The organism is Streptomyces sp. NPDC049813, assembly GCF_044465085.1.
GTDB lineage: Bacteria > Actinomycetota > Actinomycetes > Streptomycetales > Streptomycetaceae > Streptomyces.
The window spans coordinates 264,628-288,130 of the sequence record NZ_JBITLI010000010.1 but is presented as its reverse complement, the minus strand read 5'-3'; the positions used below and the strand labels follow the sequence as shown (position 1 = coordinate 288,130).

Below are 23,503 nucleotides of genomic sequence, written 5' to 3'. Positions count from 1 at the left end.
ACCTTGACAGGTCCATACCATTCAGTTTGAGTCTGGAGCGACTGTCACACTCACCCCCGCAAGGAGTGATCCATGTCCAGACAGCGCCTCCTCGCGTTCCTCACCGCCCTCGCCGTCGCGGTGGGGATCGCCCTCCTGGGACCGATGACGTCCACCGCCTCGGCCGCTACCTGCGCCACGGGCTGGAACGCGACCGCCGTCTACACCGGCGGCTCGACCGCCTCCTACAACGGGCACAACTGGCAAGCCAAGTGGTGGACCCAGGGCGAGACACCGTCCACGGGCGGCTCCGGGGTCTGGGCCGACCAGGGCTCCTGCACCGGGGGCTCGGGCGGCGGCGGAACCAGTTGCACCTACCCCGCGTGGGTCGCCGGGCGCGCCTACGTCGCCGGCGACATCGTCAAGTACACCAACGGCAAGTACTACAAGGCCTCGCACGACAACCCGGGGTACGACCCGACGATCAGCACCTGGTACTGGGACCCGTACACCTGCAGCGGTGACGGCGGCACCACTCCCCCGTCCAACGGCTCGTTCATCGTGAGCGAGGCCCAGTTCAACCAGATGTTCCCGAACCGGAGTTCGTTCTACACCTACAGCGGGCTGACGGCCGCGCTCAGCGCCTACCCGGGCTTCACCACCACCGGCAGCGACACCGTCAAGAAGCAGGAGGCCGCGGCCTTCCTCGCCAACGTCAGCCACGAGACCGGCGGCCTCGTCTACGTCGTCGAGCAGAACACCGCCAACTACCCGCACTACTGCGACACTTCGCAGTCCTACGGCTGCCCGGCGGGCCAGGCCGCGTACTACGGACGCGGCCCGATCCAGCTCAGCTGGAACTTCAACTACAAGGCCGCCGGTGACGCCCTCGGCATCGACCTCCTCCACAACCCCAACCTCGTGCAGACCGATCCGGCGATCGCCTGGAAGACCGGCCTGTGGTACTGGAACACCCAGACCGGCCCCGGCACCATGACCGGGCACAACGCCATGGTCAACGGGGTGGGCTTCGGCGAGACGATCCGCTCCATCAACGGCAGCATCGAGTGCAACGGCGGCAACCCCGCCCAGGTGCAGAGCCGGATCAACGCCTACCAGAGCTTCACCTCGATCCTCGGCGTTCCCGCGGGCAGCAACCTCAGCTGCTGACCGCGCGGTCCGCCGTCCCGACCGGGCAGCGCGCGCCCGCTGTGGCACCTGGCCGCCACAGCGGGTCCGGGACTTCGATGTCCGCTCCGGGCCGCGTCCGGACCGCGGGCGTCCGGCCCGGGGCCGTGTCGGGACCGCGCCGCAAGGGGTGTGCTCGGGGTCGGCAGGTGCGTTCCTCGCGCCCCCGTGTGCATGCCGGTCTCCCGTGTGACGGGAACGCGTCGACAGGCGGGGTGCGCGCGGTGTGCCGGTGCCACCGGCGTCGCTAGTTTCCAGTGACCACAGCAGCGTCCCCCGCAAGGCCGGGAACAGGCCCCGGCTCCGGGCGGCGGGACGCGACCCCGGTCTCTGGAGGCCACTCATGTCATTCGGATCCCGCGCGGCAGCCGCCCTGTCGGCCCTGCTCCTGGCGACGGCCGGACTCTTCCTCTCGGGCGCGCCCGCCCATGCGTCGATCGACCTCGTCACCTGTCCCGTCGGCACGGAGACGACCACGTACTCACCAGGGCTGAAATATCCGGCCACGCCCGCGCCGAACGTCTCCCTGCACGCCACCGGTACGGTCGGGCCCTGCGTCTCCCTGGACCTGCACCACACGTCGGGGTCCGTGTCCTTCACCGGGAGCGGGCCGCTGAACTGCCTCGGCGGCAACTCCTCGGGGACCGGCGCGCTCAACTGGACCGACGCCGGCGCCGCGACCACCCACTTCACCTTCACCGGCGGCGTCTCCCTGCGCCCCAACGGCGTGACCGTGCTGGTACTCACCGGCAACGTGACCTCGGGTGACTACTCCGGCCACACGGTCCTCGTCACCATCACCCTGCTGAGCACCGACCTCACCGCGTGTCTCGGCCCGGCCGGCCTGACCAGCAGCTCCGGACCCCTCACGGTCACGGTCCTCTGACGGCCATGCGCGGAACCCGGCAGTCGGCCTCCGGGCCGTCCACCGGATTTCGCTCCGCGAGCGTCCACCGCCGTTCAGTGCGCCGCGGGCTGGGGCGGCCGGACGCCCTCGCCCGCCGGAGCGGACGGGGCCGTCCGCCCGGGGCGGCGCAGCACCAGCAGCGCCACCACGAAGGCCGCCGCGATCAGCGCGGAGCCGACGGTGAACGCCAGGCGGTAGCCACCGGTGAGGGCCGCCGCCCGCGGCTCCCCCGCGGCCAGCAGGGAACCGGTGCGGGACGCGGCGAGCGTGGACAGGACGGCGACGCCCAGGGCCATGCCGATCTGCTGGGTGGTGTTGAAGAGGCCGGAGGCGAGTCCGGCGTCCTCCTCTCCGGCAGCGGACATGCCGAGTCCGGCGAGAGCGGGCAGGACGAGCCCACCACCGGAGACGAGGAGCATCACGGGGAGCAGATCAGGGACGTACGCCCCCTGCACGGGCACCCGCGCGAGACAACCGAGGGCGCCGGCGAGGAGGGCGAGGCCCGCGAGGAGAACCTGCCGTTCCCCGAACCGGCTCGCGAGCCGCGCCGACGCCCCGAGCGAGACCGCTCCGATCATGACGGCGGCGGGCAGCATCGCGAGGCCGGTCCGCGCGGCTCCGTAGCCGAGCACCTGCTGCATGTAGAGCGCGGCGAGCACCTGGAAGGCGAACATGGCGGCGAGGGTGAGGATCTGGGTGACGCCCGCGCCGATGACGGTCCGCGACCGCAGGACGCGCAGCGGCATGAGCGGCGTGCGCGCCCGGGCCTGCCGCACGACGAACCCCGCGACCAGTACCAGCGAGCCGCTGATCAGCCCCACGGTGTGCGCCGAACCGGCCCCGTACTCCTCGATCTTCACGACGCCGTAGATGCCGAGCATCAGTCCGCCGGTGATGAGCAGCGCGCCCCAGGTGTCGGCGCCCGCGCGCAGTCCGAGGCCGCGGTCGGCAGGGAGGGCCGGTACGGCGAGGGCGAGGACGGCGGCGCCGATGGGCAGGTTGATGAAGAAGATCCAGTGCCAGTCGAGGGCGTCGGTCAGGACGCCGCCGAGCACCTGGCCGATCGAGGCGCCGGCGGCGCCGGTGAAGCTGAACACGCCGATGGCGCGGGCCCGTTCGCGTGGGTCGGTGAAGAGAGTGACGAGGATGCCGAGTCCGACGGCGGCGGCCATGGCGCTGCCGACACCCTGGAGGAAGCGGGCGGCGAGCAGCAGGCCGGGGCCGGTGGCGAGTCCGGCGAGGAGCGAGGCGGCGGTGAACACGACCGTGCCGGCCAGGAACATCCGCTTGCGGCCGAGGAGGTCGCCGAGGCGTCCGGCGAGGAGCAGCAGGCTGCCGAAGGCGATGAGGTAGGCGTTGACCACCCAACTCAGGCCGCCGGGTGTGAAGTCGAGGTCGTCCTGGATGGCCGGCAGGGCGACGGTGACGATGGAGCCGTCGAGGATGATCATCAGGGTTCCGGTGGCGATGACGCCGAGGGCGAGCCAGCGGGAGTGGGTGCGGGTTCTGCCGGGCGGGTTCTGGGTCACGGGTGTGGCGGACACGGCGAACGGTCCTCCTGGGTCGGGCCACCACCCCCTCCAGGTGGCGACGACAGCAAGACCGTAACAGATAGTCCCGTTGCAGACTATCTTTCTCGGAATCGATGGTGTTCTACCCTGGACCTCATGACCGCCATGACGCCCGCACCGGCCCGGACCAGGCCGGACCTCTCCTACTTCCTGGACCACACCAGTCACGTGCTCCGTACGCAGATGGCGGCGGCCCTTGCCGAGGTCGGTCTGACGGCGCGCATGCACTGCGTGCTCGTGCACGCCCTGGAGGAGGAGCGCACGCAGAACCAGCTGGCCGAGATCGGCGACATGGACAAGACGACGATGGTCGTGACCGTCGACGCCCTGGAGAAGGCCGGCCTGGCCGAGCGGAAGCCGTCCAGCACGGACCGCCGGGCCCGGATCATCGCGGTGACGGAGGAAGGCGCGCGCACGGCCGCGCGCAGCCAGCAGATCGTGGACCGGGTCCACGAGGAAGCACTGGCCGCCTTCTCGCCGGATGACCGGGAGACGTTCCTGCGCCTCCTCACGCACCTGACGACCGGTCACCTCGCCACGCCCACCCCCAGTCCCACGACGCCTCGCCGCCCGCGCCAGCGCGGCTGACGCCCTCAGCCGGCTGGCCGGACCCACGTCAACGGCCGCCACTATCAGCCCTGCTGAGCATCAGTCACTCATGACGGGGCGCTCTAAAGTGGTCGTCGACCAAGGGGGGCGGCACATGGCCGACGTCGTGCAGTTGATCTGCTATCCCGTGAAGGGGTGCGAGGGCACCTCGATGAGCGAGGCGCTCCTGACCCCGGCGGGCCTCGCGCACGACCGCAGCTTCATGGTCATCAGCGAGGAAGGGGTCTACCGCACCCAGCGACGCCACCCCCGCCTCGCGCTGATCCGGCCCACCGTCAGCGCCGACGGCACCCACCTCACGCTGGAGCCCACCGACCCCACAAGTCCGTTCGGTACGGCGTTCGTCACGGTGTCGGTGTCCGCCGCGCGCCGCGACGTCGATCTGTTCGGCAGCACCTTCCAGGGCATCGACCAGGGGGACGGCGCCGCCGCCTGGCTCTCCGACTTCCTCGGCACGTCCAGTCGCCTGGTCCGTGTGCCCCCCGAGCACGACCGGGTCGCCGACGGCCTGACCCCTGGCCCCTCCGGCTACGCGGACAGCAGCGCCGTGCACCTGCTGACCCGCGCCTCCCTCGGCCTCCTCGATCAGCGGATGGCCGGCCGCGGGGCCCCGCCCCTGCCGGTGGACCGCTTCCGCCCGAACATCGTCGTCGACAGCCCCCGAGGTCACGACGCGGACCGAGGCGATGACTGGGCGGCGGTGCCACACGCCGAGGACCGCGCGCGCCGCCTCGCCATCGGCGGGGCCGAGCTGGGGTTCGCCAAGCTCGCGGTGCGGTGTGCCGTGACGCTGGTGGACCAGGAGTCGGGTGCGCGACGCGGCCCGGAACCCTTGCGCACACTCGCGGACCACCGGCGAGCCACGAGCGGCGGCGTCGTCTTCGGGGCCAAGTTCTCCGTGCTGACCCCGGGGAAGCTGTCGGTCGGCGACGAGGTCGTCGTGCGGGAGTGGCAGGACGCCGAGCGGTGAGCACGCCCGGCCGCGTGGTGAGCACGTCCGGCCGGGTCGTCCGTTTGCCGCTACGGCAATTTTTCGTGCCTGTCCTCCGGCGGTCCGGCAAGACTGGCCGCCGGGTCCGGGGTCCTGGCCCTCCGGACCACTCGCCCCAGGCAGCCGCACGCGCGGGTGCCGGTCCCGAGACCCGACACCGAGCCCCGGCCCGCGCACTCGGCGCCGGGACCGCACACCGGGAAGGGAGACCACCATGGCCGGAACCAGCCGCCGCCCCCGCAGAGGCGACACGCCACCGCCCCGTACCGCGAACAACGAGACCGAGGTGTTGCGGGGCTTCCTCGACTACCTGCGGACCTCGATCGCCGCGAAGGTCGAGGGCGCGCCCGAGCCACAGGTCCGCACGGCCGCCGTGCCCTCGGGCACGAACCTGCTGGGCCTGCTCAACCACCTGACGTTCGTGGAGCGTTCGCTGTTCCTCGGGGACGACGTGGCGGACTGGCAGGCGACGTTCCGGGCCGCGCCCACGGACGGCGTGGCCGATGTCGTCGCCCGCTACCGCGCGGCGGTCGAGCGGGCCGACGAGGTGCTCGACGGATGCGCCGATCCCGGGGCGCCCCTCCCCCGGCCCCGGCCGGGACGGACCGCCCCCAGCGTGCGCTGGGCGCTCACCCACATGATCGAGGAGACCGGCCGGCACGCGGGGCACGCGGACATCCTGCGCGAACTCGCCGACGGCTCGACCGGCCGCTGACCCGCGCGCGTCCGTCAGGCCGAGGCCCCGCTGTCGACGACCAGATCGGTGCCGACCACCGCGCCCGCGGCGGGTGAGGCCAGATAGAGCACGGCGGCCGCCACTTCCTCCGCCTCGGCGAGCCGGCCCAGCGGGTTCTCCGTCCTCATCCGCTCGGCACGGTCGGCCTCGCTCTCGCCGGGCCGCAACGACATGGGCGCGGCGGCGGCGCCCGGGCTGACCGCGTTGATGCGGACACCCTGATGGATGTGGTCGAGGGCGGCGGACCGGGTCAGCGCGGAGACCGCGGCCTTCGAGGTGATGTACGCACCGGCGTTCGGGATGCGCTTGTGTGCACCCAGATTGGAGGCGATGTTGACGATGGCGCCGCCACCGTTCTCCTTCATGTGCGCGATCTCGTGCTTCATGGCCAGCCACACGCCGGTGACGTTGGTCCGCAGGACCGCGTCCCAGTCCTCCTCGCTCACCTCGCCCACCGGCCCCCCACCGCGCAGGATCCCGGCGTTGTTGACCGCGACGTCCAGGCCCCCGAACCGGGTGACGCTCCGCGCCACGAGGTCGCGCACCTGCGCGGAGTCGGTCACATCGGCGGTGACGGAGGCGGCGGTGCCGCCGGCCGCCTCGATGAGGGCGACGGTCTCGTCGAGCGAGGCGGCGGTGCGGCCCGCGGCGATCACGGACGCGCCCTCGGCGGCGAAGGCACGGGCGATGGCGCGGCCGAGGCCGGACCCCGCGCCGGTGACGAGGACGCTCTTGCCGGTGAAGCGGTGCATGTCGGTGACTCCCATGTGTGTGCGTCGGTGGTGGGTTCTCGGTCGTGCGGTTCAGTGGGTGAGGGCGGTCTCGTTCCGCTCTCAGCGGGTGCGGTGGATGAGGGCGGCCGCAAGGGCGAGGGCGGCCCCTGTCGCGGCCAGGGACGCCGTCCCGCCGCCCAGCGTGAGGAGAAGGGCGAAGAGGACGGTCGGGCCGCACTCCATCGCGGTGTTCAGCACGCCGCCGGCCAGCCCGGACTCCCCCGGCTGCACGCCGTCACCGGCGAGCACGGCGGCGCCGGCGAAGGCGGCCGCGGCCCCGGCCGGGAGCAGGAGGAGGCCCGGCAGCAGTCCGTACGCGTACGGGATCCCGGCGTCGAGGCCGGTGGCCGCGAGGAGGACCGACCCGACCGCAGCCGTGCCCAGTCCGGCGGCCGTGACGGCGCCGGCCCCGCGTCGGCGGATGAGCGGTCCCGCCGCCCGGCCGGACGCGATCAGCGCGACGGCGAACGGCACGAACGCGGCCGAGATACGCAACTCCGACCAGAGGCGCGCCTGTTGCAGATGGAGGGAGAGGACCACGGAGATGAGCGCGGTCGCGCAGGCGCTCAGCGCGATGGCCCCGAGGGCGAGAGCCCGGCGTCGCACCGTGAGGAAGCCGGGCGGCAACAGCGGGTCGTGGCCGCGCCGTTCGGCGTACCAGAAGGCGCCCAGCAGAATGCTCCCGCCGAGCAGCGGCGCGAGCACGCCCGCCGACGTCCATGACCGTTCGCCGGTGACGACGAGTCCGTAACTGCTCAGGACGATGCCGGCCGTGCCGAGCAGCGCGCCGGGCACGTCGAGCGCCCGGGCACGGTCCGGGGCGGTGTCCGGCAGCAGCCGCGGCGCGAGGGCGAGAGCCGCGAGCGCCACCGCGAGGGGCACGGCGAAGGTCCAACGCCAGGAAAGGAGCGCGGAGATGACACCGGAGAGCAGGTTGCCCGCGGTCGCGCCGAGCACCGAAAGACCGCCCCACGTGGCCATCGCCCTGCCGTACGCGGCGGGCGCGTCGTACACGGAGCGCAGGACCGCCATGGCGGCCGGTGCGACGAGGGCGGCGCCCGCGCCCTGGGCGAAGCGTGCCGCGAGCAGCGCGTCGATGTTCGGGGCGAGCGGCGCGACGGCGGAGGCGGCGGCGAAGAGGGTGAGGCCCACGGTCAGGGCGTGCCGCCCGCCGTTCCGGTCGGCGAGGCGGCCGCCGAAGAGCAGCAGCCCGGCGAAGGTCAGGCCGTAGGCGGCGCTGAGCAGGATCAGGTCGGCATGGTCCAGGCCGAGTTCGCGCCCGATGCGGGGCAGGGGGACGACGACCGCGGTGAGCGTGAAGATCAGGGTGGCCTGAACGGTGCCGAGAAGGGTGAAGGCGGCCCGCTGCCGCGCGGTCGCTGGTTCGGTGGCGCGAGCGGTGGTCATCGATCCCCCTGTTATTTGACCGTTCAGTCCATTATCGAGGCGCGCGAAGGGCCCCGACGGCTCCCTCTCGCGGGTGGTGTCAGTCCAGCAGCGCCAGGGCCTGCTCGGCGGCGTCCCGCACCCGGCCCGGTTCGTCCGACGCCTTGCCGACGACCCGCACGCCCTGGAGCAGGACGAGCAGCATGCGGGCCAGCGCGCGCGGATCGCGGTCGGCCGGCAGCTCGCCCTGCGCCTGCGCCCGCACGAGCGCGGAGTGCAGCGGGGTCTCGACCTGCTCCCAGCTGCGCTCCACCCTCCGGGCCGCTGCGGCGTCGTGCGGAGCCAGCTCGGCAGCGGTGTTCGTGACGAGGCAGCCGCTCAGTCGCGCGGTCGGGGAGGAAGCCTCCGCGGCGAAGCGGCGGACCACCGCCCGCACCGCGGGCAGCGCCGGACCCGGCTGGGACAGCTCGGCCAGCAGCCGCGGGTCGCGCGTCTCGGTGTACCGGTCCAGCGCCTTCAGGTACAGCTCGTGCTTGGTACCGAAGGTCGCGTAGAGGCTGGCGCGCCCGATGCCGAGGTGCTCGACGAGGTCCGCGACCGACGTCGCCTCGTAGCCCCGCTGCCAGAACAGCTCAAGGGCCGACTGCAACGCGGCTTCCGGATCGAATTCCTTGGTCCTGGCCATGCGCAGCAATCTAGAACAAGCTGGAACGATCGGTCAAGAAAAGCGACCAGACGCTGGACACGACTGCGCATTGCGGGGGCGGCCTACCCCGCCTGTCGCGTCTGCCGGGTGAACTGCCGCAGCTGCTTCTCTACATCGAACCGGTTCAGGCCGGCGTCCTGCGCGTACGCCTCGACCGCGTCCTGCGTCTTCGCGGCGGCCTCGAACCACACTTCGCGCTGCTTCGTCCGCTCGTCGTCGTCGAGCCGTCCCAGTTTCCTTCCCTCGTCGTCGGCGGTGCGCTGCAGGGCGATCAGGTCATCGGGGAGATCCACGAGCGGATCTTAAGCAGGGTTGCGCCTCGCGGCACGGCGGGCACGACGGGGGCCCTGCAGGATGGACGAGATGACGCTCCTTCAGCAGAGGCGACGCTCCTCACTTGGCTCAGGTGCACGTTTACCGCATGTGCCGGGCATGGCACGCATCGAGGAGTCCGGCTCGTGAGGCGTTGTGCGGCCTGGACGGTGTGCAGGTGTCGGCCCGAGGGGAGTTGTTCCGGATGGTGCGTCGCGTACAGGTGTTGCTGTGGAGTGTGGTGTTGGTCGTCGCGGGTTCGGTGTTGTCGGCCCGGCCCGCCTCGGCCGTCATCGGCGGATCGACGAGCACGTACGCCCCCTGGGCGGTGCGCATGCTCATCGACGGCACGCCGTCGTGCACCGGGACGGCGGTGACCCGTCAGTGGATTCTCAGCGCGTCGCACTGCTTCTTCGAGCAGGCGCGGCCCATCGCCGACAGCCGCATCACCTTCCGCGTCGGCGACCTGGACGTGCGCAAGGGCGTCACGGTGCGTCCGGTGCGGGGCACACGTGTGGGCAGTGCGGACGCCGACATGCTCCTCATCAAAGTCACCCCGATGAAGCTCCGGCCGGCGCGGCTCGCTCCCGGGCACGCCCGTCCGGGGCAGGTCGTGCGGGAGTACGGCTGGGGCGCCACCTGCACCGGTGACGAGAACGCTTGTCAGTCCCCTGTGCTGAAACAGGCGACCCTGCGCGTGGTGCGCGCGGACGACCTCCGGTGTAAGGGCTTCACCGCACCGGGTGGCTCGGACTTCTGCATGGAGAAGGTGTCCGGCATTCCCGCGGGCGGGGACTCCGGCGGCCCGGTGATGACCGTCGCGCCGCGTGGGGCCGAGAGGTTGGTGGGGGTCTTCGACGGATCGGACCGGGAGGAGATCGCGGAGGCCGGGGAGGTCGCCCGACAGCGGGACTGGATCCGCGCGGTCGTCCGGACATAGGGAATGGGGGGCGTGCGTCGGGGCGCGGCTTGAGCCCTTTGGAGCAGCTCCCGGGGCGGCCCGCCCGCTCCGTGCCCGGGCAGGCAGCCCCGTACGCCGGTCTTGCCGTCCGGGTGGTCAGACCGTGGCGGCCGCGTCCTTCCGGACGTGCAGGACACTGCCGTCCAGGGGCAGCGGCGTCCGGTCCACCAGGGCGAGGCCCGCGTCGGCGAAGAGGCGGGCGTAGTGGTCCGCGGTGCGTTCGCGTCCGCCGACGTTGCACATCATGTGCAGGTCCCAGGCGGTGGCCAGGGAGTACGAGCCGTCCGCGGGCAGGACGCGTTCGACGACGAGGAGGTCGGCGTGGTCCGGCATGGCGCGGGCGCAGTGGCGCAGGATGGTGCGGCAGCGCTCGTCGTCCCAGTCGTGCAGGATCCGGGACAGGACGTACACGTCACCGCCCGGGGGAACGTCCGCGAAGTCACCGGCACGGAACGAGCAGCGGGCCGCGCAGCCCGCCGTGTCGAGCAGGCGGCGGGCGGCCTCGGCGGCGTGCGGGCGTTCCAGCAGGACACCGTGGAGGCCGGGGTGCGCGGTGAGGATGCGGCCGAGCAGTTCGCCGTTGCCCCCGGCCACGTCGACCACGGTCCCACCGCCGGGGGCCTGGGCCGCCGCCGTCAGCACCGGATGGGACGGGAGCGGGTCGAACATGCGGGAACCCGCGGCCATCGACCGGTCGAAGAGCGCGGCGAGTTCGGGGTCGCGGGCGAAGTGGTCGAAGTGGTTCTCGCCGAAGTGGTGCTCGAAGGCGACCTCTCCGGTGCGCACGGTGCGGTCGAGTCCGGCGAAGGACTGGTAGAAGGGGCCGCCGTACATCAGTGCCAGGGCCCGCATGGAGTCCGGGGCGTCCGCGCGCAGGAGAGTGCCGAGCGCGGTGAGCCGGAAGCCGTCCTCCTGCCGGTCCACGACGCCGAGCATGGCGAGGTAGCGGAGCAGGGTCGCGAGGTGGCGCGGGGAGGTGTCGGTGGCGCGGGTCAGGTCGTCGAGGGTGGTGGCCCGGTCCGCGGCCAGGTGGTCGGGGACGCACAGGCCCGCGAAGGCGGCCAGGGCCTGCGTGGTCCAGGCCCCGGTCAGCAGGCGCAGGAGCGTTTCGGCGGGGCGGCGGGCCCGGTGCTCGGCGAGGTGGTCGGCGAGCAGGTCGCGGTGGTCGCCGGGGACGTACAGCTCCACGCGCCGGTAGTCGCCCTTGGCCTCCGGGGAGGCGGCGAAGTAGAAGACCGTGCCGTTCTCGTGCGGGTTGTAGCCGCCTCCGTCAGGGGTGGCTCCGTAGCGTGCGAAGGCCGCGCAGAGTCCTCGTAGGACGAGCGGGTCCGGCGCGGTGACCTCGAAGGCGACGTGTGCCTCGTGCTGGTGTTCGCGCTCGTGTGCGGCCAGCGGGGCCAGGCCGGAGTCCGGGGGCGCGGTCAGGGTGAAGACCTCGACCGTGCGCCGGGAGCCGTCGTGGCACTCCACCGGCGGTCTCAGGATGCCGACGTCGAGGTCCGCGGCGCGGCGGCGGTGCCGGGCGGCGAGGCGTTCCCGTACGACGACGCTGGGTTGCGGTGGCCCATCGGCGACGAGCCCGCAGTCGGCGAGCATGGTCCGCAGCGCGGTCGCGTCGTCGGGGAGGACGAGGAGGGCGGCGTGGGAGAAGCGGCAGCGCTCCGCCAGCGCCCGCAGTTCCGGGCCGTCGAGTCCGGGCAGCAGGAGGGGCAAGAGCGTGGCGGTGTCCTGCTCCTTGACGAAGTCGACCGTCGCACGCAGGCGCGACGAGTCGCCCGACAACGTCTTGATCATTGCGGGAAGTCCTCAGGGATCTGGGAGGGAGGGTCAGGGGTGGGGATTTGGTGCGGGGGGGGGTGGTGCTGGGGTTGGTGCGGGGGGGGGGGTGGTGCGGGCCTCCGTCGGCGGCGGCCCTCGCGTGCCGACGGCCGTTCTCGTACGCCTACGTGGTACTCGGCGGCCAGACGCTCGCGAGGTGGTCGGCGCTCATACGCCCACATAGTGCTCGGCGAACCAGTCCTGCTGGCTGCGGGAGGTGCGCAGGGAGTGCAGGCGTGCGCGGCGCAGGTTGTTGTGGAAGCGCGTGGCACCGTCCGTCCCGGGCGGGCCGTGGAGCAGCCCGATCATCCAGTGCGAGAACTCCTGCGCGCGCCAGATGTGGGTCAGGCACCGGGCCGAGTAGGTGTCGAGGCCCTCGGTGTCGCCGTGGAGGAGGGCGTCGGTCAGGGCACGGGCGAGCAACTCCGCTTCGAGGACCGCGAGGTTGGCGCCCTTCGCCGCGGAGGGGCTGATCAGGGCGGCGGCGTCGCCGGCGAGGAACAGCGTGCCGTGGCGCAGGGGTTCGAGGACGTCGGATGCGAGGTCGACGACGGTGCGCTGCACGATCGGGCCGCGCACCAGCGGTCCGTACGCCTTGGCGTGCATGCGCCGGTCGAGTTCGTCCCAGATACGCTCCTGCGACCAGGCGTCGGCCGGGGTCCCGGGCGCGCACTGGAGGTAGTAGCGGGTGATCTCGCTGGTGCGGGCCATGTGGCCGGCGAAGCCGCGTTCGTGCACCGCGTAGCCGACGGCGTCCAGGCTGGGGGGCGCCTCGGCGAGCAGGCCGAGCCAGGTGACGCCGTGGTCGCGGTGGTGGCGTGCCGTGCCGGCGGGCAGCGAGCGCCGGGCCGCTCCGTGCCGCCCGTCGCATCCGGCGACGTACCGGGCGCGCCAGCGGCCGGGGCGCCCGTCCGGTTCGCGGGCGGTGACCACGGGGCGCTCGGTGTCCGCGTCGACGATGGCCATCGCCTCGGTGGCGAACCGGACCTGGCCGCCCGCGGCCAGGAACCGCCGCAACAGGTCCCCGACGAGTTCCTGCTGCGGGTACACCGTGTGCTGTTCGCCCTGGCCGAGTCCGCCGTAGTCCAGCCGGAACCGGCTCTCCTCGGTGCGGAACTCGCAGGTGCTGTGGGGTTGTCCGCGCCGGTGCAGTCCGTCGGCGAGGCCGTGCCGTTCCAGGACGCGGACGGTGTGCGCGGCCAGGAAGCCGGCGCGCGCCCGCGTCGCGAGCGCGGCGCGCCCGGCCCGTTCCAGGACGACGCAGTCGATGCCGTGGTCCAGCAGGATGTTGGCGAGGAGGAGTCCGGCAGGTCCGGCTCCGAGGACGACCACGTCGGTCAGATGGTCGGGAGCGCTGGTAGGGTGCCCGTCTGTCACGACACGGGATACTAAGTGGCGCAAATGCGGCTGGTGCGCCAGAACCACCCGAATGCCCGCATCCGGTGTCAACTGCCGCGCGTCACGCCGCAGTCGGCGCCGACCGGACCGGGGCTCAGTCGGCGGTGAGGGTCTGGCGCAGGAGGGGCAGCAGGCGGTCCCAGTGGTGGCGCAGTGCGGCGGGGTCGTGGGCGTCGGTGTCGGCCATGGTGAAGCCGTGGGTGGTGCCGGGGTAGATCTCGGACGTGTGGTCGACGCCCGCGGCGTCGAGGCTCCGGATGAGCCGGTCGAGGGCGTCGGGGGTCATGTCGCCCGCGGCGTGGCCGAAATGGGACCGGGCGGTGAGGCCGGTGAAGCTGTCGGGGCCGTCGGCGTCCACGGGGGCGTGGAACGCCGCGAGGGCCGCGACCCGGTCGGAGTGGGCCGTGGCGGTGCGCACCGCCAGCAGGCCGCCGATGCAGTAGCCGGTCACCGCGCCCGGCCCGGCGCCGGCCTCGGGCCGGGCGGCGAGGAAGCCGAGGTAGGCCTCGGCGTCGCGCAGCGTCCGCGCGGCGGTGTGGGCCTCGATGAGCGGCATCAGCTGCGCGAGGACAGCGGGCCTGGCCGCCGCGCCGATGTGCGCCGGAAGGTCGATCACCGGCGCCGGACCGTGCCGGTAGAAGATGTTCGGGACGAGTACGTAGTAGCCGTGGCGGGCGAGCAACCCGGCGCCCCTCTGAGCGCCGCACGGGCCGGCGCTCCGGCGCGGGCTCCTCCTCCTGTCACGTCGACCCCAGCGCGACACGTCAACCACGATCCGTGTGTGGCGCGGAGCCGTCCCGGTGGTCATCACCGCCCAACGTAGCGCACGGCGCGACCCCGGATGCCTCCTCGGTACGAGAGCCCTTGGCGCGGGCCCCGCAAGCGGCCACCGGCGTGCGCGACAAGCGCTGCGCCGCCCGCCAGCCGTGGTCGCTTCCGCTTTTGGCACGTTGAGTGACCGGGTCGCTACTAGGCTGGACGGTGCTGCGGCTCGGTGGGGGCCGGGGCGCACGGCGGCGACCCAGGGGAAAGCGGGTGGGGTATGCGTTCCACGGTCCAGGAGCTCCTGGACGGCCTGCACGCGGCGGCGGACGCCCCGGAGCGTCGGCGCTGGGCGGCGGCCTGCGCCCGGGGCCTGGGGCTGGGGGGCCTGGCCGTCTCGGTGGGGCAGGAGCTGGTGTGGTTCAGCGACGACACCAGCGCCCGGCTGGAGGACCTCCAGTTCGTGTTCGGGCAGGGCCCCAGCCGGCACCTCGCGGAGGCGACCGGCACCCGGGAGTTCCCCGATCTGACCCGGCTGTTGCAGATGCAGTGGCCGCAGTTCGCCGCCGCGGCCGAGGAGCTGGGCATCGCCGCCCTGTTCGTGTGGCCGCTGCACATCGGTGCCGTGCGGGTGGGCACCATGACCGGCTACCGGCGCGCGACCGGCCCGCTGACCGCCCGGGAGTCGTCGGACGGCAGGGTGGTCGCCGACGCCCTGGCCCGGCAGCTGCTCGACGGGTGGCCGGACAACGGCGAGCCGGACAGGGTCTGCGGCGCCGGGGCAGGCTCGGTCGGCCTGCACCGGGCCGAGGTGCACCAGGCCACCGGAGTCCTCAGCGAACTGCTCGGCATCCCGCTGGCCGAGGCCCTGGACCGGCTGCGGGCCAGGGCGTTCGCCTCCGGCCGGTCCCTGCCGGACAGTGCGCGCCACATCTTGCAGCAGGAGCTACCCCGTGACGACGTATGAACAGCCCCGCCGGCCGGCCACGCTCCGTGCGGCCGCCAAGGAGGACACCATGAGCAGGGAACAGCACATCGCCCGCACCTTCGTGGAACTGGCCGACACCCTGGTCGAGGAGTTCGACGTCATCGACTTCCTGCAGCAGATGACCGTGCGCTGCCGGGAGCTCCTGGACGTCACCGACGCTGCGGTCTTCCTCGCCCATCCGGGCCCCCACCTGCACTCCCCCGCACCGTGCGATCCCACGCCCGCCCTGCAACAGCTGCTGGAGGCCGCCTGCGTCCAGGGTCCGGCCGTGGAGTCCCACCGCACGGCCCGCACGGTCACCGCGCCGGACGCGAGCGAGGCCGCGGACCGCTGGCCGGAGTTCGCCGCCCGGCACCGCGCCGCCGGTTACACCCTGGCCATCGCCCTGCCGATGCGGCTGCGCCGGGAGAACGTCGGCAGCCTGCTCCTGCTCAGCACGGGCAGCCGGCCGCTGCGGGCCGACGATCTCGCCCTCGCCCAGGCGCTCGCCGACGCCACCACCATCGGCCTGCTCCAGGCCCGCGTCATCCGCGAACAGCACACCGTCAACGAACAGCTGCACACGGCCCTGCAGACCCGCATCGTCATCGAACAGGCCAAGGGCGTCCTCGCCGTCCGCAGTGACATCACCCTCAACGAAGCCTTCAACCTGATGCGGCGCCGCGCCCGCCACCACCGGCTCCTCCTCAACGAGGTGGCCCGCGACGTCATCGAGAACGGCCTCACCCCGGCCGAGCCGGCGGCGCCACAGGGCGGGCCGGCCGAGGCGGCGACCGAGACGGAGTGACTCGCGCGCCGTGCGGCGGCCGGTCGGCGAAGGCCGGAGGGCGCCGCGGCCGGTCGTCCGCACCGCGGTCGTGGTCCCTCCGGACGGAGGGGCCACGACCGCCGACGCTCCCCTGATCAGGCCTGTCGCGCCGCGGGCGCGGAGTTGTACGCCTCCGCCCGCAGTTCGAGCCGCTCCCCCGCCGCCGACGCGGGCCACGACAGCGTCACCTGTTGCGTCTCGCCGGGCAGCAGCCACAGGTAGTTGTGGCTGTAGAGGGTGGGCAGCACGCGCTCCCCATGGTGGCCGTGGCGCAGCGAGAGCCGCGTCATCGCCGCGACGGCGGAGCCGGCGTTGCGGACCGCCGCGGTCAGCTCGTGACGGTCGCCGGAGCGGGACACGCGAGGGGTTGAGAGGGTCAGCCGTGTCCGGTCCATGGTGCCGAGCTTCTTCATCGCGGCGGGTGTCCGGTGGCGCCAGTACGTGTTGGCCGACGCCGTCCGGCCGTGCTGGTCCCGCACGGTCAGGCGCAGCAGGTGCAGGTCGGGCTGGGTGTCGGTCCATGGGACGGTGAACAGGTCCGCGGTCTTCGCGGCCGCCGCGATGTCCACGGTGCGCGATCGCGGAGCGCCGAGACGGCGGCCGTTCAGGTCGTACAGGGTCGCGGTGACGGTCGCCTTCTTGAGCGCGGCCCGGGTGTGGTTGACCGCGGTGACCGCCCATGTCGTGGGGTGCGCCTGGACGTGCACCGGCTCGCACGCCGAACGGGCGCCGTAGTAGGTGCCGTTGACGTCGAAGTCGTAGTCGTACGTCTGCCAGACCGTGCTGTGCCATGCCGGGTGCGACATCCACAGCATGAGTCCGGTGGCGTCGTCCCACAGGTGCGCGTTCCACGCCTCGAACATGGCGCGGGTGTTCTCGAAGTTGACGAACTGTGCCTTACGGGCGAAGTCGTCGAGGTCCTTCGCCTCGCCGAGCCGGGTCTCGATGGCGGCCTTGTAGTGCTGCGGTGCCTGGTTGCCGCGTTCGCTCCAGTCGTGCAGGTACCAGGCGCCGCCGATCGGCCAGGCGGGCTCGTCCGCGGTCATCGCGCGCAGGCTCTCGGCGGTGGAGACGACGGGCATGCCGATCTCGGTGTGGAAGCCGAAGTTCTTGCTGCCGTACGTCCCCGCGTCGAAGTACTTCTCGGGCTCCACGTAGCCGTAGGGGCCGCCCCCGGTGACGATGCCGCCCGCCGAGTTGTTCTGGTAGAGGATGCCGGGCGCCGCGCTCTCGACGGCCTTGCGCATCCCCGCGTCGACGGCCGCGGGCGGGTCGCCCTCGTTGGCGCCGCACCACAGCACGATGCTCGGGTGGATCCGGTAGCGCAGGACGGTGTCGGCGGCCTGCGCGGTGAAGGTGGCGTGGTCCGGCGGGTCCATCGCCCAGGCGTTGGGGAAGTCGTTCCACACGAGGATGCCGTGCTCGTCGCAGGCCGCGAAGAACTCCTCGCGGTCGCTGCTGCCGACCCAGTTGCGGATCATGGTGAAGTTCATGTCGCGGTGCATGCGCACGGCGGCGTCCATCCGCGCGGCGGGCATCCGGCGCAGCAGTTCGTCCCAGCCCCAGTTGCCGCCGCGGGCCAGCACCCGGACCCCGTTCACACTGATCCTGAGCGGGTCGGGCTCGTTGGAGACCGTCTCGACGTCCTGCCAGGTGCTGCCGTCGTCGGAGACCTGGATCGTGTACGTCTTCGGGTACGCGCGCTCCCAGAGGAGGGCCACGCGGTCGAAGGCGCGGGCGGCGCCGAGGTCGACCTGGATCCACTGGTCGTCCGCGTACGCGGAGCCCCAGCGGGTGCCGGGGTCGCCGTCGGTGGCGTTCGCCGCGGGCTTGTCGTCCTCCTGCGTGGAGGCCGTCGCCTTCTGGTGCAGGGCGAGGTCCGTGCCCGGGTCCTTCGCGGCGAACACCGAGAGGGACCACAGAGAGTTGCCCCAACTGGTGTTCCGAACCCCGCAGTTGATGCGCACGTAACGGGCTGTCCGGGCCGGGATGTCGCGGACCTGGAGGCTTGCGTCGTTGTTGCCGAAGGGCAGCGGCAGCCCGGTGTTGTCGACGGACGCCGCGTCGTGCCAGGTGTCGCCGTCCGTGGAGAGCTGCACCTTGAAGGTGCGCGCGTAGGCCTTCTCCCACAGCAGGTCGACCCGGTCGACTGAGCGGGCGGAGCCCAGGTCGACCCGGATCCACTGGTCGTCGGCGAACTCCGAGGACCAGCGGGTGGCCGCGTCGCCGTCGCTCACGCAGCGCGCCGCGTGCTCGGGCGTGTCGGTGCCGGAGGCGTCGGCCGGAGCGTTCAGGGCGAGGTCGGTGCCGGGGGTGCGGCTGTCGTACACCGACAGGGACCACAGCGAGAAGCCCCAGTCGGTGGCGCGCTCGGCGCACTTGACGCGCACGAAGCGGGCGTCGGCGCGGTCGAAGGTCACGGACTGCGGGCTCGCGTCGTCGCTGCCACTGTTGCCGAAGGGCAGCGGCACGTCGTACTCGTAGCCGAACTGCCGGATGCCGAAGCGGGTGCGGCGCCGGTCGCTCTCCGTGCCCGCGACGGACGCGGTCAGCGTGAGGTCGTACAGGTCCGGGTCGCCGAGCCCGTTGGGCCACCACAGGCGGGGCTCGTGCACCCGCAGCCGGGAGAACTCGCCGGGGGTGAACACGACGTCGGCGCTCGCGCCCGCCCCCACCTCGACGGTCTTCGAGATCCGCACCCCGTCGAAGGCGGCCGTGACGGCCACGGACCGCTTCGCCGCGTCGGTGTTGCGCACGGGGACGACGACGGTGAGTTCGGCGAGCGAGGTGTCGGGCAGCCGGGGCAGCACGGTGTCGACGCGCGGGTCGCCGAGCACGGCGGCGCCGGTGCCGCGCAGCCGGACGTGGTTCCAGATGCCGGCGGCGCGGTCGCGCACGGCGGGCATCCAGTCCCAGCCCGACGCGGCGAGATACGTGGGCGAGTTCTTGTTCATGGTGTCCGCGCCCGCGTCCACCCAGGCCTCGCCGGCCGGGCCCTTGTCGCCGGGGCTGCCCGGCACCGGCATGGGGGCGATGCGCACGGCGAGCACGTTGCGGCCGCGGGGTTCGAGGGCGTCGGTGACGTCGAACGCGGCGCGGGCGAAGGGGTGGGCCAGCTCTCCGACACGGGTGCCGTTGAGCCAGACCTCGGCCGCGTGGTTGATCCCGTCGAACTCCAGGCGTACGCGGCGCCCGCCGGTGACACGGAGTCCTGCGGGGACGTCGAACTCCCGGCGGTACCACCACGCGTGGCGGGACAGCGCCTCCGGGATCCGCAGGTTGTTCAGTCCCGCGACGGGGTCCGGGAGTCTGCCCTGGTCGACGAGTGAGCCGAGGACCGTGCCGGGGACGGTGGCGGGCAGCCAGCCGTCGGTGTCGACGCCGTGCCGCGACAGGGCCGCGCCGTCGCCGCCCGCGCGGTCGTCCATCGTCAAGAGCCACCCCGACTCGACGGGCACCGTGCCGTCGGGGGCCACCCGCAGCGCCGGGGCGTCGTGGTGGCGGGCGTCCCAGTCCGTCCAGCCGCTCGCGGCCGGGCGCCGGCCCGGGTCCTTGCCGTGGACCGCGAACCCGTTCAGGCCCAGCGGGAGGGCGCTCGACCGCTTGTATGACGTCATGCGGACCCAGCGCGCCGTGACAGGGTGCGGCAGCGGGATGTCGACGGCGCCGCCCCGGCCGTCGGTGGTGCGGTGCACCGTCGTCCACGTGGCGCCGTCCGTCGAGGTCTCCACGGCGAAGGACTCGGCGTAACTCGACAGGATCTCCTTGCCCGTCGTGCCCGAGCGCGGGTTCCCCGTCGTCGGGGGCTCGAAGACGGGGTCGCCCGCGGTGGCCTCGAACGTGAGCCGGACGGAGGTGATCTCGCACGCCGCCTGGAGGTCCACGGAGATCCACTGCGGATCGCCCGGGGCCGCGCGCCAGCCGCTGCCGCGCACGCCCGGATCGTTGAGGCCGTCGACCGCGAACGCGCCGGGCGTCGGCGCGTAGTCCGTCGACGAGACCCGCACCGGGCGGTGAACGGCCAGTTCACGCCGGGCGCCCGCGGTGTTCCCCGGCGCTGTCGGGGCGTGCGCTTCCGCCGCGGCGGCGGGGGCGTCAAGTCCGAAGCCCGCGAGGAGGGTTGAACCGGCAGCGATGAACCAGCGCCGCGACGGACGTATCGCCCGGTCGTTCCGATCGGTCATGAGAACTCGGGTCCCATCATGAACAAGGCAGGCATGGCGGCGTCGCCGACTGCGCCTGACAACGTTGCCATTTGATGGCCACAGGTTCCGGTCGTGATCGGCTCGGTGTCAAGAGGGGTGTACGGGTCTGTGGGGGCTGTGCGGGCTGTGGGGGTGGGAGTTGCTGGTGGGGCGGGTGAGGTGCCCGGGGCGTGAGATGGCGGGGGCTGGGGTGCCGCCCGGGGCGAGGGATGACGGGGACAGGCGAGCCGGCCGGGGGCGTGAGATGGCGGGGGCGGGCATTCCGGTCCCTAGGATGGCGGCTGGCCGCAACGGGCGACCGAGTCGGACGTAAGGGAGCGGCACCGCCTTCGCGCTGCTCCACTCCCCTGCGCGGCGACGCGGGCGCCCGGGCCGGCCGGAACAGGACTGCCGAGAGGACGGGGTGACGGGGCATGCGACGCTTCACCGATCAGGTCGCCGTGGTGACCGGTGCCGCCGCCGGCATCGGCGCGGCCGCGGCCCGGCGGCTCGCCACGGAGGGCGCGGCCGTCGTCCTCGGCGACATCGACGCCGAGCGTGGCGAGCGGACCGCGGCGCGGCTGCGGGAGGAGGGCGCGCACGCCACGTTCGTGCGCGCTGATGTGGCCGAGGCGGCGGACTGGGAGCGCGTGCTGGAGGCCGCACATGTGCACGGTCCGGTGCGGGTGCTCGTGTCGAACGCGTACACCGTGGAGCTGGCGTCGGCGGGCGCGATGACGCAGGCGTCCTGGGAGCGGCAGGTAGCGGTCAATCTGACGGGCGGTTTCCTCGGTTTCCAGGCCGTGCAGCCCGACATGTCGGAGCACGGCGGCGCCGTCGTCTACACGTCGTCGGTCCACGCGCACATGGGGCTGCCGGGCCGTCCGGCGTACGCCGCGACCAAGGGCGCCGTGCTCTCGCTGTGCCGGCAGCTGGCGGTGGAGTACGGCCCGGCGATCCGCGTGAACGCGGTGCTGCCGGGGCCGGTCCTCACCGGCGCGTGGGACGGGGTCGGTGCCGAGGACCGTGCGCGCAGCGTGGCCGGGACGGCGGCCGGGCGGTTCGGCACGCCCGAGGAGGTGGCCGCGGCGATCGCGTTCCTCGCCTCCGCCGAGGCGGGGTTCGTGACCGGTACGAGTCTGCTGGTCGACGGTGGCTGGAGTGTCGTCAAGGCGTCCTCCTGACGCCCGGCGTGCCCGTGGTGCAGGGTTTTGCACCGGGTCGGGACGCACGCCTTCAAGCACCCCTCGGAGTACGCGTCGGGGCAGGCGGTAGCGTGTCGGCATGTGCATCTCGACGGGCGAGGCCGCGTTCTCCGGCACGATCGTGTACTGCGGGCGCCTGCACCACCCCGTGCACGGCCTCGTCCATGTGCTGGGCTATCAGAACACCGCCGTCAACCTGTCGGACGGCCCGAACGCGATGCTGCTGCACCTGCCCACCAGGCGGCTGACGCCCGAACAGTTCCTGCCCGCGGGGCGCGCCAGCGACGTCCTGCACCGCATGGTCGCCGCCGCGGAGCGCGACGCCGTCACGGATGCCGGCATCGCGTGGATGGGCGGGGAACCGGAGCCCGTCCGCGTCTTCGACCACGACGTGTACACGGTGCTCCTGGCGGACGACCCCACCGCGGTCCCCGCCGCGCTGTGGCAGGTGCCGCCGCACCGGCGCCCCGTCCTCGACCCGGACCTCCTGCGGTTCTACGCCGAGCACTTCCCCGGCCACGCCATCGCGGTGTGCTGCTTCGACCAGGCCGACGCACAACGCGCCAAGCCCCTGCTGCTGTGGTACGCGCCGCTCGACCCGGACCGGCTGACCGTCCCGGCGTTAGACAGTCACACCGGGAAGGCGCCGGACCTCGACGCGCCTGTGCCCGTGGACCATTGGGTGCTGTTCTCCACCGACGAGGCTCCCTCCGCCTGGGGCGCGCCGGTCGTCTACCCCGGCGATCTGCGCCACCGCCTGCGCGCGTTCCTCCCCGCCGCTGTCCTCGGCCGACGCTACGGCCCCGAACAGACGCTGCCCAACGGGGACTTCACCATCAGCCATCATGATCTGCTCACGGGCGACGCCGACCGCATCGAACGACGTCGGCCGGTCCGGGTCTGAGGAGTCCGGGCGGGCGCGGAAGCGCGCTGCACGAACAGCCGGAGCGCGTCACCGCGTTCGGGCTCGGGGAGAGGCTGCCGACCCGGGGCGGGTACCGCAACGTATCCGACAGCCTTTGCCCGCCGTTCTCCGTCAGTACTTCTGCGATTGCTTGCATCAGGTCATGGACCACATCACGTTCCTCGTGGCGGTCGTCATCGTCACGGCCCTGGCGTTCGACTTCACGAACGGGTTCCATGACACGGCCAACGCGATGGCCACGTCCATCGCGACGGGTGCGCTGAGACCCCGGACGGCGGTGTTGATCAGCGGCGCGCTGAACGTCGTCGGCGCGTTCCTGTCCACCGAGGTCGCCAAGACCATCTCGGGCGGGATCGTCGACGACGCGCTGGTGACTCCGGGCATGGTCTTCGCGGGCTTGGTCGGGGCCATCCTGTGGAACTTGCTGACATGGCTCGCCGGGCTTCCGTCGAGTTCCTCGCACGCCCTGTTCGGCGGGCTGATAGGGGCCGTCTGGGTCGGGGCGGGCGCGGACGGCGTCCACTTCGACAAGGTCCTCGAGAAGGTGCTGATCCCGGCCCTCGCCTCACCGGTGATCGCCGGGGTCGCCGCGCTGGTCGCGACGTACCTGGCGTACCGGCTGACGAACCGGGCCCGCAAGGAGACCGTCACCACCGGCTTCCGGATCGGCCAGATCGCCTCCGCCTCGCTCGTCTCGCTCGCGCACGGCACCAACGACGCGCAGAAGACCATGGGCGTCATCACCCTGACCCTCATCTCCGCGGGCGCGCTCGGCCATGACTCCGGGCCTCCGGTGTGGGTCGTCGGCGCCGCGGGCCTCGCCATCGGTCTGGGCACCTACCTCGGCGGCTGGCGCGTCATCCGCACCATGGGCAAGGGCCTCACCGAGATCCAGTCCCCGCAGGGCTTCGCCGCCGAGACCGCGTCCACCACGGTCATCCTCACCTCGGCGCACCTCGGCTTCGCCCTGTCCACCACGCAGGTCGCCTCCGGCAGCATCCTCGGCGCGGGCCTGGGCCGCCGGCTCGCGGAGGTGCGCTGGAGCGTGGCCGGACGCATGCTGGCCGGCTGGCTGATCACCCTGCCCGCGGCGGCGCTGGTGGGAGGGCTCTCGGCGAGCATCGTCAAGCACGGCGGGAACACCGGCGCCGCGGTCATCGCCCTGGTCGCGCTGGCCCTCGCCACGGGCATCGTCGCGCTGGCCCGCCGCAACCCGGTGCACGCGCAGAACGTCAACGACCACCACGAGGTCGCCGTCCGTACCCCGGCCCGAACGGCCGCCTGACCGACCGGAGT

General features: G+C 72.9%; 20 protein-coding genes. 11 read left to right on the top strand and 9 right to left on the bottom strand.

The window, feature by feature from the left end; genetic code table 11:
- The first annotated feature begins 72 nt into the window (after positions 1 to 72).
- Both ACIBW6_RS22000 and ACIBW6_RS21995 read left to right on the top strand, forming a co-directional pair.
- Positions 73 to 1,149: a glycoside hydrolase family 19 protein gene (locus tag ACIBW6_RS22000; protein ID WP_399062065.1), complete on the top strand. Its 1,077-nt coding sequence runs from the start codon at positions 73 to 75 to the stop codon at positions 1,147 to 1,149.
- A gap of 361 nt (positions 1,150 to 1,510) precedes the next feature.
- The gene (locus tag ACIBW6_RS21995; RefSeq protein ID WP_399062063.1) at positions 1,511 to 2,053 is read left to right on the top strand and encodes a hypothetical protein; all 543 of its coding nucleotides are present in this window, start codon (positions 1,511 to 1,513) and stop codon (positions 2,051 to 2,053) included.
- Positions 2,054 to 2,127: 74 nt separating this feature from the next.
- Here the strand turns inward: ACIBW6_RS21995 and ACIBW6_RS21990 are convergent, their stop codons facing one another.
- The gene (locus ACIBW6_RS21990; RefSeq protein ID WP_399062104.1) at positions 2,128 to 3,525 is read right to left on the bottom strand and encodes an MFS transporter; all 1,398 of its coding nucleotides are present in this window, start codon (positions 3,523 to 3,525) and stop codon (positions 2,128 to 2,130) included.
- A 216-nt stretch (positions 3,526 to 3,741) separates the two neighbouring features.
- Here ACIBW6_RS21990 and ACIBW6_RS21985 point away from each other — a divergent pair, with 216 nt between their 5' ends.
- The 3 genes from ACIBW6_RS21985 to ACIBW6_RS21975 all read left to right on the top strand — a co-directional run bounded on the left by ACIBW6_RS21985 (position 3,742) and on the right by ACIBW6_RS21975 (position 5,960).
- Positions 3,742 to 4,233: a MarR family winged helix-turn-helix transcriptional regulator gene (locus ACIBW6_RS21985; RefSeq protein ID WP_399062061.1), complete on the top strand. Its 492-nt coding sequence runs from the start codon at positions 3,742 to 3,744 to the stop codon at positions 4,231 to 4,233.
- A gap of 115 nt (positions 4,234 to 4,348) precedes the next feature.
- Complete coding sequence (locus ACIBW6_RS21980; protein ID WP_399062059.1) at positions 4,349 to 5,224, top strand: MOSC domain-containing protein; 876 nt, start codon at positions 4,349 to 4,351, stop codon at positions 5,222 to 5,224.
- Positions 5,225 to 5,459: 235 nt separating this feature from the next.
- Positions 5,460 to 5,960, top strand: a complete 501-nt coding sequence (locus ACIBW6_RS21975; protein ID WP_399062057.1) for a DinB family protein — start codon at positions 5,460 to 5,462, stop codon at positions 5,958 to 5,960.
- Positions 5,961 to 5,974: 14 nt separating this feature from the next.
- Here the strand turns inward: ACIBW6_RS21975 and ACIBW6_RS21970 are convergent, their stop codons facing one another.
- The 4 genes from ACIBW6_RS21970 to ACIBW6_RS21955 form a co-directional block, all read right to left on the bottom strand.
- Entirely contained in the window at positions 5,975 to 6,733 is a 759-nt protein-coding gene (locus tag ACIBW6_RS21970) for an SDR family NAD(P)-dependent oxidoreductase (RefSeq protein ID WP_399062055.1), read from the bottom strand.
- Positions 6,734 to 6,814: 81 nt separating this feature from the next.
- Positions 6,815 to 8,161, bottom strand: a complete 1,347-nt coding sequence (locus tag ACIBW6_RS21965) for an MFS transporter (protein WP_399062053.1) — start codon at positions 8,159 to 8,161, stop codon at positions 6,815 to 6,817.
- 79 nt (positions 8,162 to 8,240) lie between these two features.
- Positions 8,241 to 8,825 (bottom strand): TetR/AcrR family transcriptional regulator, encoded by a 585-nt coding sequence (locus ACIBW6_RS21960; RefSeq protein ID WP_399062051.1) that lies wholly within the window; start codon positions 8,823 to 8,825, stop codon positions 8,241 to 8,243.
- A gap of 83 nt (positions 8,826 to 8,908) precedes the next feature.
- The gene (locus ACIBW6_RS21955) at positions 8,909 to 9,139 is read right to left on the bottom strand and encodes a hypothetical protein (protein WP_399062049.1); all 231 of its coding nucleotides are present in this window, start codon (positions 9,137 to 9,139) and stop codon (positions 8,909 to 8,911) included.
- 224 nt (positions 9,140 to 9,363) lie between these two features.
- Here ACIBW6_RS21955 and ACIBW6_RS21950 point away from each other — a divergent pair, with 224 nt between their 5' ends.
- On the top strand, positions 9,364 to 10,098 hold the full coding sequence (locus ACIBW6_RS21950) for a S1 family peptidase (RefSeq protein ID WP_399062048.1): 735 nt from the start codon (positions 9,364 to 9,366) through the stop codon (positions 10,096 to 10,098).
- 117 nt (positions 10,099 to 10,215) lie between these two features.
- Here the strand turns inward: ACIBW6_RS21950 and ACIBW6_RS21945 are convergent, their stop codons facing one another.
- The 3 genes from ACIBW6_RS21945 to ACIBW6_RS21935 all read right to left on the bottom strand — a co-directional run bounded on the left by ACIBW6_RS21945 (position 10,216) and on the right by ACIBW6_RS21935 (position 14,017).
- Complete coding sequence (locus tag ACIBW6_RS21945; protein WP_399062046.1) at positions 10,216 to 11,913, bottom strand: methyltransferase; 1,698 nt, start codon at positions 11,911 to 11,913, stop codon at positions 10,216 to 10,218.
- 192 nt (positions 11,914 to 12,105) lie between these two features.
- Entirely contained in the window at positions 12,106 to 13,314 is a 1,209-nt protein-coding gene (locus tag ACIBW6_RS21940; RefSeq protein ID WP_399062044.1) for a 4-hydroxybenzoate 3-monooxygenase, read from the bottom strand.
- Between the two features lie 115 nt (positions 13,315 to 13,429).
- Complete coding sequence (locus ACIBW6_RS21935; RefSeq protein WP_399062042.1) at positions 13,430 to 14,017, bottom strand: dienelactone hydrolase family protein; 588 nt, start codon at positions 14,015 to 14,017, stop codon at positions 13,430 to 13,432.
- Positions 14,018 to 14,377: 360 nt separating this feature from the next.
- Here ACIBW6_RS21935 and ACIBW6_RS21930 point away from each other — a divergent pair, with 360 nt between their 5' ends.
- Both ACIBW6_RS21930 and ACIBW6_RS21925 read left to right on the top strand, forming a co-directional pair.
- A complete protein-coding gene (locus tag ACIBW6_RS21930; protein WP_399062040.1) occupies positions 14,378 to 15,064 on the top strand; it encodes an ANTAR domain-containing protein in 687 nt (228 codons plus the stop codon).
- Positions 15,065 to 15,113: 49 nt separating this feature from the next.
- Complete coding sequence (locus tag ACIBW6_RS21925; protein ID WP_399062038.1) at positions 15,114 to 15,872, top strand: ANTAR domain-containing protein; 759 nt, start codon at positions 15,114 to 15,116, stop codon at positions 15,870 to 15,872.
- 116 nt (positions 15,873 to 15,988) lie between these two features.
- Here ACIBW6_RS21925 and ACIBW6_RS21920 read toward each other — a convergent pair whose 3' ends face one another.
- Entirely contained in the window at positions 15,989 to 20,077 is a 4,089-nt protein-coding gene (locus tag ACIBW6_RS21920) for a discoidin domain-containing protein (protein ID WP_399062036.1), read from the bottom strand.
- A 434-nt stretch (positions 20,078 to 20,511) separates the two neighbouring features.
- On the opposite strand from ACIBW6_RS21920, the gene ACIBW6_RS21915 reads away from it, so the two are divergent.
- The 3 genes from ACIBW6_RS21915 (at position 20,512) to ACIBW6_RS21905 (ending at position 23,492) form a co-directional block, all read left to right on the top strand.
- Positions 20,512 to 21,261, top strand: coding sequence for an SDR family NAD(P)-dependent oxidoreductase (locus ACIBW6_RS21915; protein ID WP_399062034.1), 750 nt, complete (start codon positions 20,512 to 20,514; stop codon positions 21,259 to 21,261).
- 100 nt (positions 21,262 to 21,361) lie between these two features.
- Positions 21,362 to 22,186: a hypothetical protein gene (locus tag ACIBW6_RS21910; protein ID WP_399062032.1), complete on the top strand. Its 825-nt coding sequence runs from the start codon at positions 21,362 to 21,364 to the stop codon at positions 22,184 to 22,186.
- A gap of 163 nt (positions 22,187 to 22,349) precedes the next feature.
- Positions 22,350 to 23,492 carry an anion permease gene (locus ACIBW6_RS21905; protein ID WP_399062030.1) on the top strand — a complete coding sequence of 381 codons (1,143 nt, stop codon included), beginning with the start codon at positions 22,350 to 22,352 and terminating at the stop codon, positions 23,490 to 23,492.
- Positions 23,493 to 23,503 lie beyond the last annotated feature (11 nt).

Bases quoted from the DNA above. Each gene is read 5' to 3' on its own strand.
- ACIBW6_RS22000 (WP_399062065.1), top strand. From the start codon at position 73: ATGTCCAGACAGCGCCTCCTCGCGTTCCTCACCGCCCTCGCCGTCGCG.
- ACIBW6_RS21995 (WP_399062063.1), top strand. From the start codon at position 1,511: ATGTCATTCGGATCCCGCGCGGCAGCCGCCCTGTCGGCCCTGCTCCTG.
- ACIBW6_RS21990 (WP_399062104.1), bottom strand. From the start codon at position 3,525: ATGATCATCCTCGACGGCTCCATCGTCACCGTCGCCCTGCCGGCCATC.
- ACIBW6_RS21985 (WP_399062061.1), top strand. From the start codon at position 3,742: ATGACCGCCATGACGCCCGCACCGGCCCGGACCAGGCCGGACCTCTCC.
- ACIBW6_RS21980 (WP_399062059.1), top strand. From the start codon at position 4,349: ATGGCCGACGTCGTGCAGTTGATCTGCTATCCCGTGAAGGGGTGCGAG.
- ACIBW6_RS21975 (WP_399062057.1), top strand. From the start codon at position 5,460: ATGGCCGGAACCAGCCGCCGCCCCCGCAGAGGCGACACGCCACCGCCC.
- ACIBW6_RS21970 (WP_399062055.1), bottom strand. From the start codon at position 6,733: ATGCACCGCTTCACCGGCAAGAGCGTCCTCGTCACCGGCGCGGGGTCC.
- ACIBW6_RS21965 (WP_399062053.1), bottom strand. From the start codon at position 8,161: ATGACCACCGCTCGCGCCACCGAACCAGCGACCGCGCGGCAGCGGGCC.
- ACIBW6_RS21960 (WP_399062051.1), bottom strand. From the start codon at position 8,825: ATGGCCAGGACCAAGGAATTCGATCCGGAAGCCGCGTTGCAGTCGGCC.
- ACIBW6_RS21950 (WP_399062048.1), top strand. From the start codon at position 9,364: ATGGTGCGTCGCGTACAGGTGTTGCTGTGGAGTGTGGTGTTGGTCGTC.
- ACIBW6_RS21945 (WP_399062046.1), bottom strand. From the start codon at position 11,913: ATGATCAAGACGTTGTCGGGCGACTCGTCGCGCCTGCGTGCGACGGTC.
- ACIBW6_RS21930 (WP_399062040.1), top strand. From the start codon at position 14,378: ATGCGTTCCACGGTCCAGGAGCTCCTGGACGGCCTGCACGCGGCGGCG.
- ACIBW6_RS21925 (WP_399062038.1), top strand. From the start codon at position 15,114: ATGAGCAGGGAACAGCACATCGCCCGCACCTTCGTGGAACTGGCCGAC.
- ACIBW6_RS21920 (WP_399062036.1), bottom strand. From the start codon at position 20,077: ATGACCGATCGGAACGACCGGGCGATACGTCCGTCGCGGCGCTGGTTC.
- ACIBW6_RS21915 (WP_399062034.1), top strand. From the start codon at position 20,512: ATGCGACGCTTCACCGATCAGGTCGCCGTGGTGACCGGTGCCGCCGCC.
- ACIBW6_RS21910 (WP_399062032.1), top strand. From the start codon at position 21,362: ATGTGCATCTCGACGGGCGAGGCCGCGTTCTCCGGCACGATCGTGTAC.
- ACIBW6_RS21905 (WP_399062030.1), top strand. From the start codon at position 22,350: ATGGACCACATCACGTTCCTCGTGGCGGTCGTCATCGTCACGGCCCTG.